Raw genomic sequence first — 14107 nt, forward strand, 5'->3', positions numbered from 1 at the left:
CGTACGAGCCTGATTTATCGCGTTTCGCGGTGCGCGGTGTGCGCGTTGCAACGCGGGCAGTGCTTCTTCATCTCAAGACGGTCCGGGTTGTTACGCCGGTTCTTCTTGGTGATGTAGTTCCGCTCCTTGCACTCCACGCAGGCCAGCGTGATCTTCGGGCGGACGTCGGTGGCAGCCACGTGAGTGCTCCTAAGACGAACGGATGGACTGATTCAACGCAAGAAAGAGTAGCCGATCGAAGGACCGACCCCGCAATCGGCTACTGTCAGTAGCGGTGACCGGACTTGAACCGGTGACACAGCGATTATGAGCCGCTTGCTCTACCGACTGAGCTACACCGCTGTGATGCGATCGGGCCCCGCCTTGCGGCGGGAACCTCTCACACCAGAGCCCCAATACGGAATCGAACCGTAGACCTTCTCCTTACCATGGAGACGCTCTGCCGACTGAGCTATTGGGGCGAGCGATGAAGACATTACACGGTCCGCCGCCCTTCGCCCAAATCCTTTGGCGCGGGCCCTCCGGACCCGGATCCCGGGGCGGGCCACGCCGGTACGACTATTGCGCTCCTGCGCGTCCCGCACGGCTCGCCGTCCTAGGCTCGAGTCACTCTGCGTGATCTTGGGTCCGTCGCCGTCCGGGCCGCTCACGCCGTCCCCCGTGCCGGCCCGACCCCTGGAGTCCGATGCCCGACAGCCAGTCGCAGCCGTCCCCGTGGCCGCCGCACTCGTCGGGGCCCTCCGGGCAGCCCGACCCGGCCCCCCTGCTGCTGTGCGGGGCGCGGCTCACCGACGGCCGGACGGTGGACGTGCGGGTGGGCGGCGGGCGCATCGAGGCGGTCGGCACGGCCGGCAGCCTGACCCCCGGTCCGGCGCGCACGAGCGCCGCGCGCGTGGACCTCGGCGGCTACCTGCTCCTGCCGGCCCCGGCCGAACCGCACGCCCACGGCGACACCACCCTGTCCGCCGAGCACCCCGGACCGGTGTCGTACGCCCCGGAGGTCGTGCAGCGCCGGGCCACGGAGGCGGCGTTGCTCCAGCTCGGCCACGGGGCGACGGCGGTACGCGCGCACGTGCGCGTGGGGGATGTGCAGGGTCTGGGGGCGCTCGGCGCCGTCCTGCAGGCCCGGCGCTCCCTGCGGGGGCTCGCCGAGCTGACCGCGGTGGCGATGCCGCGCCTGCTGACGGGGGTGGCCGGGGCCGACGGGCTAGCGATGCTGCGGGACGCGCTGAGGATGGGTGCCTCCGTGGTGGGCGGCTGCCCGGACCTGGACCCGGATCCCACCGGGTACGTGGAGGCGGTCCTGGAGGTGGCCTCGGAGCACGGCTGCCCGGTGGACCTGCACACCGACGCCGCCGACCCGGCCCGGCTGTCCCGGCTCGCGGCGATGGCCGGCGGTCTGCGCCCCGGTGTGACGGTCGGCCCGTGCGCCGGTCTGGCCCGGCTGCCCGGCGAGGCGGCCGCCCGGCTCGCGGAGCAGCTCGCGGCGGCCGGGGTGGCGGTGGTGTGCCTGCCCCAGGGCGGCTGCGGGGCCGCCGACCGGCGGGGCGCGGCCCCGGTCCGGCTGCTGCGCGCGGCCGGGGTGCGGGTGGCGGCCGGAAGCGGCGCGCTGCGGGACGTCGCGAACCCGGTCGGCCGAGGCGACCCGCTGGAGGCCGCCTACCTCCTCGCCTCGGCCCACGGCCTGCGGCCCGAGGACGCCTACGACGCGGTGAGCGGCTCAGCGCGCGCGGCCCTGGGCCTGCCCGAGGTCCGCGTGGAGGCCGGGTTCCCCGCCGAGCTCCTCGCCGTGCGCGGCGACCGCCTCTCCGGGGCCCTGTCCCTCGCCTACAGCCGTGTCGTGGTGCACCGGGGGCGCGTGGTGGCCCGTACGAGCGCGGTCCGCGAGTACTGCAACTCGGCGGCCGCGGCCGAGCCGGGGCTCCCGCGCCAGGGGCGGGGCGAGTTGTCCTGAGGGTCGTCCCGAGCCGTGCGGCGGATACGCCCGTTCGGGCGTACGGTCGGAATCATGCGCATTGTCATCGCTGGTGGTCATGGTCAGATAGCGCTGCACCTGGAGCGGCTGCTCTCCGCGCGGGGGGACGAGGTCGCGGGGATCATCCGCGACGCCGGGCAGGGCGACGACCTGCGCGCGGCCGGCGCCGAACCGGTCCTGCTCGACCTGGAGTCCGCCTCGGTGGAGGGCGTCGCGGCGTACCTGCAGGGCGCCGACGCGGCGGTCTTCGCGGCGGGCGCGGGCCCCGGCAGCGGTGCGGGCCGCAAGGACACGGTGGACCGGGGCGCGGCGGTGCTGTTCGCCGACGCGGCCGTACGCGCGGGCGTGCGCCGTTTCGTGGTGGTGTCCTCGATGGGCGCGGACCCCGCGCACCGGGGCGACGACGTGTTCGACGTGTACCTGCGCGCCAAGGGCGAGGCCGACGCGTACGTCGCCCGGCAGCAGAACCTGGACTGGACGATCCTGCGCCCCGGCGCGCTCACGAACGACGAGGGCACCGGCCTGGTCCGCATGGAGGCCCACACCGGGCGCGGCTCGATCCCGCGCGCGGACGTGGCGGCCGTCCTGGCGGAACTGGTGGACACCCCGGCGACGGCGGGCCTGACGCTGGAGCTGATCAGCGGTTCGACGCCGGTGTCGGTGGCGTTGAAGTCGGTGGCGGGCAACTGAGCGGACCCGCTCAGAAGAGCGGCAGCTGGCCGGGGAAGTCCGGCAGGACGTAGCCGTCCAACCCCGGCTGGACCGCTTCGAGTTGCGCCGGCCGCCGCGACCCGGAGCAGGAGACCAGCTCCCCGCTCTCCCGCCCCGCGGGCGGATCGTGCCGCGCGAACCGCCCGGCGACGACGGCGATCTCACGCCGGCACACAGGACACCTTCTACGACGAGACCCCATGCGGCCAGTGTGCCCCGGCGGCATCCCCCCGGAAGCACGAAGAGACCCCCTCCGTTCTGCGACTTGGCAGATCGAAGGGGGTCTTCCCCAGTGTGGCGGCGCCAGGATTCGAACCTGGGAAGGCTGAGCCGGCAGATTTACAGTCTGCTCCCTTTGGCCGCTCGGGCACACCGCCGGGGTTTTGCTGCCGCTCGCACCCCCTTTCGGCGGTGCTCCGTGGCAACGACGTAAACAATACCCGATACCGGGGGGTGGTTCGCCACCCGGTTGATCTCCACCTCCCGGGGCGTGGGGTGGCTAGGCTGGTGCGGATACGGCCCGGCGGCACGCCGGGCACGGCGGCCGCCGCCTCACACGCCGGCGCGCTCCCGATTCGCACCTATTTCGCACCCCGATACAAGGAGCCACAGGACATGGCCGACTCCAGTTTCGACATCGTCTCGAAGGTCGAGCGGCAGGAGGTCGACAACGCCCTCAACCAGGCCGCCAAGGAGATCTCGCAGCGCTACGACTTCAAGGGCGTGGGTGCCTCGATCTCATGGTCCGGGGAGAAGATCCTCATGGAGGCGAACTCCGAGGACCGGGTGAAGGCCGTCCTCGACGTCTTCCAGTCCAAGCTGATCAAGCGCGGCATCTCACTCAAGGCGCTGGACGCGGGCGAGCCGCAGCTGTCCGGCAAGGAGTACAAGATCTTCGCGTCGATCGAGGAGGGCATCTCCCAGGAGAACGCGAAGAAGGTGGCGAAGATCATCCGCGACGAGGGCCCCAAGGGCGTGAAGGCCCAGGTCCAGGGCGACGAGCTGCGGGTGAGCTCCAAGAGCCGTGACGACCTGCAGGCCGTGATCGCCCTGCTGAAGGGCAAGGACTTCGACTTCGCGCTGCAGTTCGTGAACTACCGGTAGGAGGACGCGTGGGCACCCGTCCGGGTGCCCACCCTGCCGTTCCGCCGGCGGCCGGTCAGTCCCGGGAGTTGCCGAACAGGATGCGGTAGACGATCAGCAGGACGAGCGAGCCGCCGATCGCGGCGGCCCAGGTCGCGCCGTCGTAGAAGTGCTTGCTGACCGGGTGGTCCAGCCAGCGGGACGAGATCCAGCCGCCGATGAACGCGCCCGCGATGCCGATGAGGGTCGTGCCGATGAAGCCGCCCGGGTCCCGGCCCGGCAGCAGGAACTTGGCGATGGCTCCGGCCAGAAGCCCCAGGATGATCCAACCGATGATGCTCATGCCGTGAACCTGCCCTTCCGCGCTGTGTCCGCACTGTCCGGCCCCTGAGAATCCGGTGAGGACCGGCTGTCCGCCGCGCGCGTGTTCGTGCCGTGTCGATGGAGGGGACGCCTGCGGTCCACCGCGCGGTTGCGTCGCTCAGTAGGGTGCGGCGCATGACCTCCACCGGCACCGGCCTGCGGCGCACCCTGGGCGTGCGGGACGCCGTGGTCGTCGGCCTCGGCTCCATGATCGGGGCCGGTGTGTTCTCCGCCCTGGGCCCCGCCGCCCGCGCCGCCGGCACCGGGCTGCTGCTCGGGCTGGCCGTCGCCGCCGCGGTGGCCTACTGCAACGCCATGTCCTCGGCCCGGCTGGCCGCCCGCTACCCGGCGTCGGGCGGCACGTACGTGTACGGCAGGGAGCGGCTCGGCCCGTTCTGGGGGTATCTCGCCGGCTGGGCGTTCGTGGTCGGCAAGACGGCCTCCTGCGCGGCCATGGCGCTGACGGTCGGCTCGTACGTGTGGCCGGGGCACGAGCACGTGGTGGCGGTGGCGGCCGTGGTGGTGCTGACCGCCGTGAACTACGGCGGCATCCAGAAGTCGGCGTGGCTGACCCGGGTGATCGTGGCCGTGGTGCTGGCCGTCCTCGCGGCCGTGGTGGTCCTCTGCCTGGCCTCCGGGCGGGCCGACGCCGGGCGGCTGGACGTCGGGCTGCCGTCGGGCGTGGGTGGCGTGCTGCAGGCGGCCGGTCTGCTGTTCTTCGCGTTCGCCGGGTACGCGCGCATCGCGACCCTCGGCGAGGAGGTGCGGGACCCGGCGCGCACCATCCCCCGCGCCATCCCGCTCGCCCTCGGCATCACCCTGGTGGTGTACGTGGCGGTGGCCGTGGCCGCTCTGGGCGTGCTCGGCGCCGGCCGGCTGGGGCACGCGGCGGCGCCGCTCGCCGACGCGGTGCGGGCGGCGGGGGTGCCGTCGCTCGTGCCCGTGGTGCGGGCGGGGGCCGCGGTGGCCGCGCTCGGGTCGCTGCTCGCGCTGATCCTCGGGGTGTCCCGGACGACGCTCGCCATGGCCCGCGACCGCCATCTCCCCGCGGCGCTGGCCGCCGTGCATCCGCGGTTCCAGGTGCCGCACCGGGCGGAACTGGCGGTGGGCGCCGTGGTCGCCGTGCTGGCCGCGACGGTGGACCTGCGCGGCGCCATCGGCTTCTCCTCCTTCGGCGTCCTGGCCTACTACGCCGTGGCCAACGCCTCCGCCTGGACGCTGGACCCGGCCCCGCGGGCCCGGCTCGTACCGGCCGTGGGCCTGCTGGGCTGCGCCACGCTGGCGTTCGCCCTCCCGGCGCTCTCGGTCGCCACGGGCGCGGGCGTGCTGGCCGTCGGCGTGGCGGCCTACGGCGTACGGCGGTGGTGGGGAGGCCGGAACGCCGCGTGACGTCACCGGGGCTGCGGCCACGTGCGGTCCGGGCCGGTCAGCCCTCCACCAGGTGCTCCTCGGCGGAGTCCGCGGGCCGGTCCGGGCCGGCGGGCGGGGCCGGGACCCGGACGGCGCACAGCAGCAGGCCGGGGACGACGGTGACGCCCGCCATGACCAGCACGGTCGCGGTGTAGCGGTGGGCGGCGAGCAGCGGGCCCGCGACCAGGGAGCCGAGGGGGATGGCGCCCAGCATCAGGGTCCGCATCAACGTCATGGTGCGGGCGAGGAGTTCCGGTGGCGTCCGGGCGTACCGGACCACCTGGGAGGAGACCGTGGCGAGGGCACTGCCCGCCCCGAACACCAGCTGGCCGGCGAGGACGGCGGGCAGGTGGCCGCCCAGGAGCAGCAGCAGGCCGGTGCCGGCGAGCAGCTGGCAGGCGCCGATGCGCAGCATCGGGCGGGTCGCCGCGTCGAGGGTGCCGCCGGCGAACGAGCCGATCAGCTCGGCCGCGGCGAGGCCGGCCACCAGCAGGCCCAGGACGCCCGCGCCGTCCCGGAGCCGGTCGTGGGCCAGCCACGGCTGGACCACCATGAGCATGCCGGCGGCGGTGTTGAGTGCGCTGAAGGCGACGGTGATGGCGAGCAGGGGCCGGTCCCGCAGCACCAGCCGGACGACCGGGAGCCAGCTGCTGCGGGAGCCGTCGGCGCGCGCGCCTGCGGGCCCTGACGGCCGGGGCAGCCGATGGTCCATCCGCAGCACGAACAGCGGGAAGGCGAGGAACGTCGCCGCGTCCAGGGTGAGCACGGCCTGGGCGCCGAGCAGGGGGATCAGCGCGCCGCCGATCGCCGGTCCGACGAGACTGGCCACGCCCTGCGCGATCGTCTCCAGGGCGGTGCCCGCCGCGAACCGGTCGCGCGGCACGAGTTCGGGGACGACGGCGGGGGTGATGGCGATCGGCAGGATCTTGAAGAGGCCGCAGACGGCGGCGGCCGCGTAGAGCTGCCAGAGGTGGAAGAGTCCGGCGAGTGCGAGCAGCGGAACGGCTCCCATGGCGCCGCCGCGGCACAGCGAGTCGACGATGAGCAGCATCCGGCGGGAGTAGCGGTCGACGACCACGCCGCCGAGCACTCCGCCGACCAGAATGGGTGCCGTGTAGCACAGCCCGAGCAGGGAGAGCGAGGCCGCGCCGCCGTGCGTGACGGCGAGCCAGGCCATCGCGGTCCAGCTCGCCCCGTCGCCGAGCAGGCTCAGGGTGGAGCCGGTCCACAGTCGCCGGAAGTCGGCGATCCGCAGCACGTCGAGGTACTTCCGCATGCCCCTCCTCAGGACGGCGGGCACCGCGGGGGCACCGCCTCCATGAGCCGCTTCGTCCACGGACAGTTCGAGAGAATCTAACCCGTGGCCGTCAACTCGCGTGCACCGGATCGGAGTTGACGATCAGTTCGCGCACGGTCCGGCCGGTGCGGGTACGCAGCGCGACGCGGGGCCGGGGTCCGTCCAGGAGCTGGAGGGTCCGCTCCTGGCTCCAGCCCGCGAAGCGGAACTCGGCGTCGTCGACGTGGACGAGGGGGAAGCTCTGGTCGGGGGCGACGCGGAGTTCCACGCCGTCGGGCGTGACGGTGATCTCGGCCGGGACGCGTTCCGGGGTGTCCGGGAACAGCCCGTCCTCCTCCCAGTCGGCGAAGGGCGGCGGCACCTCGAAACGGCGTGCCAGCCGGCCGGGGTCGCCGGTGAAGGGGGTCTCCGGGCGGTTGAACAGCACCTCGCCGTGGGCGAGGTAGTCCTGCCACTCGGCGGGGAACACCTTCGCCAGTTCCGGCACCACCAGGCAGTCGACGACCATGTGCACCCGTGACTGCGCGCCCGTGTTCTCGACCTTGTGCATGCGGGAGAAGTCGCCGAACCAGAACTCGCCGGGCTGCCACCGGTGCGTCACGCCGTCCAGCACCAGGGTGGCGTCGTGGTGGGTGGTGATCGGCACGTGCAGGCGGGCCACGCCCCAGGCCGGGCCGTACTTGGTGTCGTTGTGCACGTCGCTCACGGCGCCCGGTCCGAGGGCCATCAGCCGGACCGCGCGCAGCGGTGCGGGAACCGAGGCGAGCACCTGACGCAGGTAGGGGGTGCGGGCCAGCCATTCCGTGTCCGCGCAATCCGCGCTTCCCGGCCCGCCCGGGTCGGTGCGCGAGGAGTCGCCGCCGGGGCTGCGCAGCGGCAGGATGCGCCAGTCGACCTCGGTCTGGGCGCCCACCCCGTCGCCGAAGTAGCGCTGGAGCTTCCATTGGTGGGTGCGGACGGCGTCGAGGTCGGCCAGGAGCCGCGCGGTGTCGAAGCCGGCCGCCAGCCGTGCCGCCTCCGCGGGCATCGTGGGGGCGGCGTTGTCGGTCACGGTCATGCGGTGTCTCCAGATCGGTGCGTGCGGGTCAGACGTGCTTGCGGGCGAACCCGATGGTGGCGGCGATCTGACGGATGCGTTCCTCGGCGACGAGGGAGCCGTGGCCCGCGTCGTAGCGGTAGACCTCGTGCGCGAGACCGAGGCCGGCGACGCGTGCGACGTAGTTGTCGATCTGCCGGATGGGGCAGCGGGGGTCGTTCTCCCCGGCGATGACCAGGAGGGGGGCGGTGACCCGGTCGGCGTAGGTGAGCGGGGAGGAGGCGCGGTAGCGTTCCGGGACCTCCTCGGGTGAGCCGCCGAACAGGGAGCGGTCGTAGGCCCGCAGCTCCTCCGTCTCGTCCTCGTAGGCGGCCAGGTAGTCGGCCACCGGCATGGCGGCGACGCCGACGGCCCAGTGCGCGGGGCGGGTGCCGAGGCCGAGCAGCGTCAGGTAGCCGCCCCAGGAGCGGCCGGCCAGGACCAGCCGGCGGGGGTCGGCGAGGCCGGACGCCACGGCCCAGGCGCGGACGGCGTCGATGTCCTCCAGCTCGGTCAGTCCCGGGCGTCCCTCGATGGCGTCGCGCCACGGGGCGCCGTACCCCGTGGAGCCGCGGTAGTTGACCTGCACGACAGCGAAACCGTGGTCGACCCACGCGGCGACGGAGGGGTCGAAGATGTCGGCGTCGAAGCCGATGGGACCGCCGTGCACCTCGAAGACGCAGGCGCCGGGGGCGGACCAGCCGGGCGGCCGGGACACCAGGGCGTGCACCGGGCCGCCGGGGCCGTCCACCCAGACGTCCTCGACCGGTACGGAGGGCGGACAGGGCGGTCCGGGCGGGGTCAGGAGGACGCCGGTCGCCGTGGAGCGCACCACGGGGGGTTCCGCCGCCGACGACCAGGCGTACTCGACGGATCCGTCCGGGCGCGCCGCGGCGGCGTCGGAGATCCGGTCCAGGGGGACGCCGACGGAGCCGGGCGGGGTGGGGATCCGGGTGAGGTCTCCCGACCGCACGTCGTAGCGGTACAGCTCGTCGCGGGCGTGCCGGGTGTGCGAGACGAGGAGGGCGGAGCCGTCCGGGTACCAGTCGGCGGCCGTCTCCCCCGGCAGGCCGAGCGCGATCTCCCGTACCTCTCCGGTGCGTACGTCCCACAGCAGGGGCTCGGTCCGGCCGTGGCGCTCGTGCTCCACCAGGAGGCGGCCGTCCCCGGGGGCGGGGCCGAACGCGCCGGCGGTGAGTCCGAGGCCGGGGCCGTCCCAGAGGTCGGCGACCGTGGTCCCGTCGGTGCGCAGCACCCGCAGTGCGGGGTGGCGGCTGTCGCCGTGCTCGTCGTGGGCGACGGCGATCAGGGTGCCGTCGCGGGAGAGCGCGGCCACCCGGGCGTCCCCCGGATGCTCGGAGACGGTCACGGGGTCGGCGCCGGGGCGGCAGAGGTGGACCGAGGTGCCGTCGGCGGTGGCGCGACCGACGACGGCGAGCCCGCCGGTGCCGAGGGCGAGGCCGGCGGGGTAGGCCGGGCCCAGCGGGGTGGCGGGCTCGTCGGGGCCGCCGTCGAACGGCTGGCGCGTCCACACGCCGAACTCGCCGCCGTCGCGGTCGGCGAACCACCAGATCCAGGCGCCCTCGGGGTCCACCGCGCCGGTCCAGGTGCCGTGCGGGCGGCGGGTGACCTGGCGGTGGGTGCCGGCGGTCCGGTTCCAGGCGTACAGCTCCCAGGTGCCCGAGGCGTTGGACCGGTAGAGGCAGCGGTCCGGGGCGTCGCGGGCCCACCGGGGCAGGGTGACGCGCGGGGCGCGGACCCGGGCCTGCCAGCGTTCCTCGCCGGGTCCTGCCGCGGGTGGGGTGCCGGTCACCGGACGACTTCCGCCGGGAGTTCGGCGAGCGTGCGGACGGTCGCCAGGCGCTTGTGCACGGCGGGGCCGGTCAGCCGGATCTCCATGCCCCGTTCGGCGAGGACGGTGAGGAGTTCCCGCAGCAGCAAATGGGCGAGCATGGATCCGGTGCAGGCGTGGGCGCCGTATCCGAAGGAGAGGTGGTGATTCGCCTTTCGTTTGAAATCCAGCCGGTCGGGGTCGCTGAATTGCGCCGGATCCCGGTTGGCCGCGGCGAACAGCATGAGCATTCCCTGACCGCGCCGCACGGGAACTCCGGAGAATTCGGTGTCGGCGACGGCGAGCCGGGTCGTGCCCTGAATGGGAGCCTCGTACCGGAAGAACTCGTGCGGTGCCTTTTCCAGGGTCTCCGGGGCGTCGAACAGCTCTTTCGGCGGTGCTTCCAGGCGGGCCAGGGCGTTCAGGGCGTTGCCGAGCGATGCCGGGACCGCGGTGAAGCCGTTGACGACCAGGGTGCGCAGCGAGTTCATGGTGAGCTGGTGCGGGACGCCCGCCTCGCCGGCCCGGTCGACGAGGTCCCGGATCGGTTCGCCGGGGGACATGGCGGCGACCCAGCCGTCGATGAGGGCGGCCAGTTTGCGCTGGGCGGCGACGCCGGGCTCGCGGGCCTCGGGTACGAGCCCGGAGTCCATGGCGCGGGTGATCGCCTCGGCGACGGGCCGGATCTCGGTGAGGTCGAAGTGCGGCAGGCCGACGGCCTCGGGGATGAACCAGCGGGCGAGCGGCTCGGTGAAGGTGGTGATCAGGTCCACCGGGCCGGGCGGCAGCGCGTCGAGCCGGTCGGAGACGTGGGCCCGGACCCGGGCGGCCAGGGCGGGGGACGTCATGTCGCGCAGCGCCTCGGCGAGCACGCCGTAGATCGCCGTGTGCTCGGGCGGGTCGACCGTGTGGACGTCCAGGGCGGGCTCGGGCACGGTCTCGCCGGCCCGCCGCCAGTCGGCGGCGAAGCGCTCGTGGTCGAGGAGCACCTGCCGGCAGTCGTCGTAGGAGGTGAGGACCCAGCTGTCCAGCCGTTCGCTCCACAGCGGGGTCCCGGCCGCACGGAGTTCCGCGTACACCCGGTAGGGGTCGTCCAGGGTGGCGGGGTCGAGGGGGTTGTACTCCGTGGTCAGCTCAGGCATGGACGGCGCTCCCAGCGGGTCGGAGGGTGACGGGAAGGGTGTCGGGGTAGCGGAGGGTGGCCCGCGGGGCGCGGGTCGGCGCGGCGGCGAGCCGCATCGGCGCGGGCGCCTTCAGCAGGGCGGCCACCAGGGCGCGGATGATCAGGCGGGCCAATATCGCCCCGGAGCAGGCGTGCGGGCCCCAGCCGAGCGACAGGTGCCGGTTCGGGGTCCGGTCTAGGACCAGGGCGTCCGGGTCGGGGAAGCGCTCGGGATCGCGGTTCGCGGCGGCGAAGAGCGCCAGCACGACCTGGCCGCGCTCGATCACGGCTCCGCCGAGCTCCGTGCGGGTCACACAGGCGCGGCTCGTGCCCTGCACCGGTCCGTCGTAGCGCAGCAGCTCGTCCACGCCGGTGGCGAGGAGCGCGGGGTCCCGCATGCGTTCGAGGGCCTCGGGGTGCTCCAGCAGGGCGAGGACGGCGTTGGCCGCGGCACCCACGGTGGTGCTGAACCCGGCGAGGAACAGGACCCGGACGCTGTTCCACACCGCCTCCTCGGACACCCCGGCCGGTCCGGCGCCCGCCAGGACCTCGCGCAGCAGGCCGGGGCGGGGCGCCTCGGTGTGCCAGGAGGCGATCAGCTCGTTGATCTGCCGGCGGGCGGCGAGGGCCGGTTCGAGCACCTCGGGCAGCAGGCCGGCGTCCATCCCGCGCACCAGCGCGTCCGACAGGGCCGCGAAGGAGGAGACGGGCGGCTCCTGGACGCCGATCAGGCGGCAGACCGCGGACAGCGCGACCGGACGGGCCACCTCCGCGGTGAAGTCGAACGACGTCCGGTCGGCGCATCGTTCGAGCGCGGCGATCGCTTCGGCGGCCGCGCGCTCCCCGATGGCGTCGAGGTCCTGGTCGCGGAACGCCGTGGTGAACAGGCGGCGCAGCGGGGTGTGCTCCGGCGGGTCGAGTTCCTGCATGCTGGCGACGGAGGCGGGGCCTCCGTCGTGCCCGGCGCGACGCCAGTCCGCGGCGAACCCCTCGGTGTCGCCGAGCACCCGGTGGCAGTCGGCGTAGCGGGTCAGCACCCACGCGTCGAGCCGCTCGCTGAAGAAGACGGGGGTGTTCTCGCGCAGCCGGCGGTACACCGGGTGGGGGTCGGCGACAGTCGCCGGGTCGAGCGGGTCGTATCCGTCCATACCGTGGCCCCATGAATTCGTTTGACATACCGGGTGGGTATTGCGTATCGCCGGCACTCGGAAGAGCAGCGGCCCGGGTCGGAAAAAGACCCGGGCCGCCGGCAGCTTTTATCAGTAGGCGTAGCGCATGGCGGCACCTCCAGACGACTTTCGGTTCACACCGGGACCCGCCGAGCAGCGAGCCGAAGTGAATGTAAGTAGCCGCCATGGCCCCGTCAACGACACTCGGTTGTTTTCGGCAGGCCCGGATTAACGGAGTTTGTCCGCTTGCCAATGACGCCCGGACAGCCATGGTCCCGGTGATTGCCCTCGGGCGGGATGTGGCCGAAAGAGGCGGCACGTGAATGTTTGACCATCCGTCCGGGGCAGCTGCCCCGGGCACTTGCCGCGGTCTTCTCCCGCTGGCAGTGCAGGAGGGACGCGGGTGCGCGGACGGGTGGGACGGCATCGACGGCTCCAGCGGTGCCGGCAGTCAAGGGTGAGGAGTGGCCGCTTCGCCGCCACGCCCGGGACGTGCGTGACGGCGCGTGCCGCCTGCGCCCATCGGCGCGGACGCCTCTGCGGCGTCCGTACCCGGATTCCCCGGTTCCGGCAGGTCCGGCGGGCCCGGCCGGGCCTCATGCGTCCGGTGCCGGACAGGTGGTGTCCGAATATGCATGCCCTCGGCCCGCGGAGACACTGCGTTCGGCCCCGCGCCCCTCGTCAGCCGATACTGGGGCAGCAGGCATGCCGGCGGAGCGACCCCGAGAGGTAGCGATCATGAAGGTGTTCAACCTGCTGCTCAACGTGCTGTGGCTCGTCTTCTGCGGCCTCTGGATGGCGATCGGTTACCTGATCGCCGCGCTGATCTGCTTCATCCTGATCATCACCATCCCGTTCGGCATCGCGTCGCTGCGCATCGCCGGGTTCGTGCTGTGGCCGTTCGGCCGGACCACCGTGGACCGGCCGGGCGCCGGGGCGGGGTCGTTCCTCGGGAACGTGATCTGGGTGATCTTCGCCGGGTGGTGGCTGGCGCTGGCCCACCTGGTGACGAGCATTCCGCTGTTCGTGTCGATCATCGGGATCCCCTTCGGGTGGGCCAACCTGAAGCTCATCCCCATCTCGCTCATGCCGCTCGGGCGGGAGATCGTCCCCACGGACCAGCGCTTCGGGGCCCGCTGACACACCGTCCGGGAGGTGGGCGGCTCAGCGGTGGCGACCCGCCATCGCCTCGAGCCGGGCGATGCGCTCCGCCATCGGCGGGTGCGTGGAGAACATCTTCGACAGGCCCCGGCCGGGACGGAACGGGTTCGCGATCATCATGTGGCTCGCGGTCTCGATCCGGGGCTCGGGGGGCAGCGGGAGCTGCTGGGTGCCCGTCTCCAGCTTGCGCAGGGCGCTCGCCAGGGCGAGGGGGTCGCCGGTGAGCTGGGCGCCGGAGGCGTCCGCCTCGTACTCCCGGGAGCGGCTGATGGCGAGCTGGATGAGGCTGGCGGCCAGCGGGCCCAGGATCATGACCAGGAGCATGCCGAGCAGGCCGGGGCCGTCGTCGTCGTCCGAGCGGCCGACCGGGATGAGCCAGGCGAAGTTGACCAGGAACATGATCACGGAGGCGAGGGCGCCGGCCACGGAGGAGATCAGGATGTCCCGGTTGTAGACGTGGCTCAGCTCGTGGCCGATGACACCGCGCAGCTCGCGCTCGTCGAGCAGGCGCAGGATGCCCTCCGTGCAGCACACCGCCGCGTTGCGCGGATTGCGGCCCGTCGCGAAGGCGTTGGGGGCCTCGGTCGGGGAGATGTACAGGCGGGGCATGGGCTGGCGGGCCTGCGTGGACAGCTCGCGGACCATCCGGTACAGCCCGGGGGCCTCGAACTCGCTCACCGGGCGGGCGCGCATCGCGCGCAGCGCCAGCTTGTCGCTGTTCCAGTACGCGTAGGCGTTCGTGCCGAGCGCGATCAGGACGGCGACGATCAGCCCGGTGCGGCCGAAGAAGCTGCCGATGACGATGATGAGTGCGGACAGTCCCCCGAGGAGTACTGCGGTCCTTAGCCCGTTGTGCCGGCGGTGCACGGT

At 73.4% G+C, this 14107-nt stretch carries 14 protein-coding genes and 3 tRNA genes; 5 read left to right on the forward strand and 12 right to left on the reverse strand.

Annotated features, from left to right (window positions below; genetic code table 11):
- Positions 1-14: 14 nt before the first annotated feature.
- From rpmG to AQJ66_RS14335, 3 genes are all read right to left on the reverse strand, one after another.
- Positions 15-179: a 50S ribosomal protein L33 gene (rpmG, locus tag AQJ66_RS14325; protein WP_003948671.1), complete on the reverse strand. Its 165-nt coding sequence runs from the start codon at positions 177-179 to the stop codon at positions 15-17.
- Positions 180-269: 90 nt separating this feature from the next.
- Positions 270-342 (reverse strand) — tRNA-Met (locus tag AQJ66_RS14330).
- Between the two features lie 46 nt (positions 343-388).
- A tRNA-Thr gene (locus AQJ66_RS14335) sits at positions 389-461 on the reverse strand.
- Between the two features lie 224 nt (positions 462-685).
- Here AQJ66_RS14335 and AQJ66_RS14340 point away from each other — a divergent pair.
- Complete coding sequence (locus tag AQJ66_RS14340) at positions 686-1954, forward strand: amidohydrolase family protein (RefSeq protein ID WP_061920818.1); 1269 nt, start codon at positions 686-688, stop codon at positions 1952-1954.
- A gap of 54 nt (positions 1955-2008) precedes the next feature.
- Positions 2009-2665: an SDR family oxidoreductase gene (locus AQJ66_RS14345; protein ID WP_061920820.1), complete on the forward strand. Its 657-nt coding sequence runs from the start codon at positions 2009-2011 to the stop codon at positions 2663-2665.
- Between the two features lie 10 nt (positions 2666-2675).
- Here the strand turns inward: AQJ66_RS14345 and AQJ66_RS14350 are convergent, their stop codons facing one another.
- The gene (locus tag AQJ66_RS14350; protein WP_061920926.1) at positions 2676-2888 is read right to left on the reverse strand and encodes a hypothetical protein; all 213 of its coding nucleotides are present in this window, start codon (positions 2886-2888) and stop codon (positions 2676-2678) included.
- Between the two features lie 93 nt (positions 2889-2981).
- A tRNA-Tyr gene (locus AQJ66_RS14355) sits at positions 2982-3063 on the reverse strand.
- Between the two features lie 238 nt (positions 3064-3301).
- On the opposite strand from AQJ66_RS14355, the gene AQJ66_RS14360 reads away from it, so the two are divergent.
- Positions 3302-3790, forward strand: a complete 489-nt coding sequence (locus AQJ66_RS14360) for a YajQ family cyclic di-GMP-binding protein (RefSeq protein ID WP_030174428.1) — start codon at positions 3302-3304, stop codon at positions 3788-3790.
- Positions 3791-3845: 55 nt separating this feature from the next.
- Here the strand turns inward: AQJ66_RS14360 and AQJ66_RS14365 are convergent, their stop codons facing one another.
- Positions 3846-4112, reverse strand: coding sequence for a GlsB/YeaQ/YmgE family stress response membrane protein (locus AQJ66_RS14365; protein WP_061920823.1), 267 nt, complete (start codon positions 4110-4112; stop codon positions 3846-3848).
- A gap of 155 nt (positions 4113-4267) precedes the next feature.
- Here AQJ66_RS14365 and AQJ66_RS14370 point away from each other — a divergent pair, with 155 nt between their 5' ends.
- Positions 4268-5521, forward strand: a complete 1254-nt coding sequence (locus AQJ66_RS14370) for an APC family permease (RefSeq protein ID WP_061920824.1) — start codon at positions 4268-4270, stop codon at positions 5519-5521.
- A gap of 37 nt (positions 5522-5558) precedes the next feature.
- Here the strand turns inward: AQJ66_RS14370 and AQJ66_RS14375 are convergent, their stop codons facing one another.
- The 5 genes from AQJ66_RS14375 to AQJ66_RS14395 form a co-directional block, all read right to left on the reverse strand.
- Positions 5559-6818 carry an MFS transporter gene (locus AQJ66_RS14375; RefSeq protein ID WP_061920826.1) on the reverse strand — a complete coding sequence of 420 codons (1260 nt, stop codon included), beginning with the start codon at positions 6816-6818 and terminating at the stop codon, positions 5559-5561.
- A 91-nt stretch (positions 6819-6909) separates the two neighbouring features.
- Positions 6910-7896 (reverse strand): aspartyl/asparaginyl beta-hydroxylase domain-containing protein, encoded by a 987-nt coding sequence (locus AQJ66_RS14380; RefSeq protein ID WP_061920828.1) that lies wholly within the window; start codon positions 7894-7896, stop codon positions 6910-6912.
- Between the two features lie 28 nt (positions 7897-7924).
- The gene (locus AQJ66_RS14385) at positions 7925-9727 is read right to left on the reverse strand and encodes a S9 family peptidase (RefSeq protein ID WP_061920830.1); all 1803 of its coding nucleotides are present in this window, start codon (positions 9725-9727) and stop codon (positions 7925-7927) included.
- Positions 9724-10887: a cytochrome P450 gene (locus AQJ66_RS14390; protein WP_061920832.1), complete on the reverse strand. Its 1164-nt coding sequence runs from the start codon at positions 10885-10887 to the stop codon at positions 9724-9726. The genes AQJ66_RS14385 and AQJ66_RS14390 overlap by 4 nt, the downstream gene beginning before the upstream one ends.
- Positions 10880-12055, reverse strand: a complete 1176-nt coding sequence (locus AQJ66_RS14395) for a cytochrome P450 (RefSeq protein WP_061920834.1) — start codon at positions 12053-12055, stop codon at positions 10880-10882. The genes AQJ66_RS14390 and AQJ66_RS14395 overlap by 8 nt, the downstream gene beginning before the upstream one ends.
- Positions 12056-12814: 759 nt before the next feature.
- On the opposite strand from AQJ66_RS14395, the gene AQJ66_RS14400 reads away from it, so the two are divergent.
- Positions 12815-13216 carry a YccF domain-containing protein gene (locus AQJ66_RS14400; protein ID WP_061920836.1) on the forward strand — a complete coding sequence of 134 codons (402 nt, stop codon included), beginning with the start codon at positions 12815-12817 and terminating at the stop codon, positions 13214-13216.
- Positions 13217-13240: 24 nt separating this feature from the next.
- Here AQJ66_RS14400 and htpX read toward each other — a convergent pair whose 3' ends face one another.
- Positions 13241-14104, reverse strand: a complete 864-nt coding sequence (gene htpX / locus AQJ66_RS14405) for a zinc metalloprotease HtpX (RefSeq protein WP_061920838.1) — start codon at positions 14102-14104, stop codon at positions 13241-13243.
- Positions 14105-14107 lie beyond the last annotated feature (3 nt).

The organism is Streptomyces bungoensis (assembly GCF_001514215.1).
Lineage (GTDB): Bacteria > Actinomycetota > Actinomycetes > Streptomycetales > Streptomycetaceae > Streptomyces > Streptomyces bungoensis.

Bases quoted from the DNA above. Each gene is read 5' to 3' on its own strand.
- AQJ66_RS14400 (WP_061920836.1), top strand. From the start codon at position 12,815: ATGAAGGTGTTCAACCTGCTGCTCAACGTGCTGTGGCTCGTCTTCTGC.
- AQJ66_RS14380 (WP_061920828.1), bottom strand. From the start codon at position 7,896: ATGACCGTGACCGACAACGCCGCCCCCACGATGCCCGCGGAGGCGGCA.
- AQJ66_RS14390 (WP_061920832.1), bottom strand. From the start codon at position 10,887: ATGCCTGAGCTGACCACGGAGTACAACCCCCTCGACCCCGCCACCCTG.
- AQJ66_RS14365 (WP_061920823.1), bottom strand. From the start codon at position 4,112: ATGAGCATCATCGGTTGGATCATCCTGGGGCTTCTGGCCGGAGCCATC.
- AQJ66_RS14360 (WP_030174428.1), top strand. From the start codon at position 3,302: ATGGCCGACTCCAGTTTCGACATCGTCTCGAAGGTCGAGCGGCAGGAG.
- AQJ66_RS14345 (WP_061920820.1), top strand. From the start codon at position 2,009: ATGCGCATTGTCATCGCTGGTGGTCATGGTCAGATAGCGCTGCACCTG.
- AQJ66_RS14395 (WP_061920834.1), bottom strand. From the start codon at position 12,055: ATGGACGGATACGACCCGCTCGACCCGGCGACTGTCGCCGACCCCCAC.
- AQJ66_RS14370 (WP_061920824.1), top strand. From the start codon at position 4,268: ATGACCTCCACCGGCACCGGCCTGCGGCGCACCCTGGGCGTGCGGGAC.
- AQJ66_RS14340 (WP_061920818.1), top strand. From the start codon at position 686: ATGCCCGACAGCCAGTCGCAGCCGTCCCCGTGGCCGCCGCACTCGTCG.
- AQJ66_RS14350 (WP_061920926.1), bottom strand. From the start codon at position 2,888: ATGGGGTCTCGTCGTAGAAGGTGTCCTGTGTGCCGGCGTGAGATCGCC.
- AQJ66_RS14375 (WP_061920826.1), bottom strand. From the start codon at position 6,818: ATGCGGAAGTACCTCGACGTGCTGCGGATCGCCGACTTCCGGCGACTG.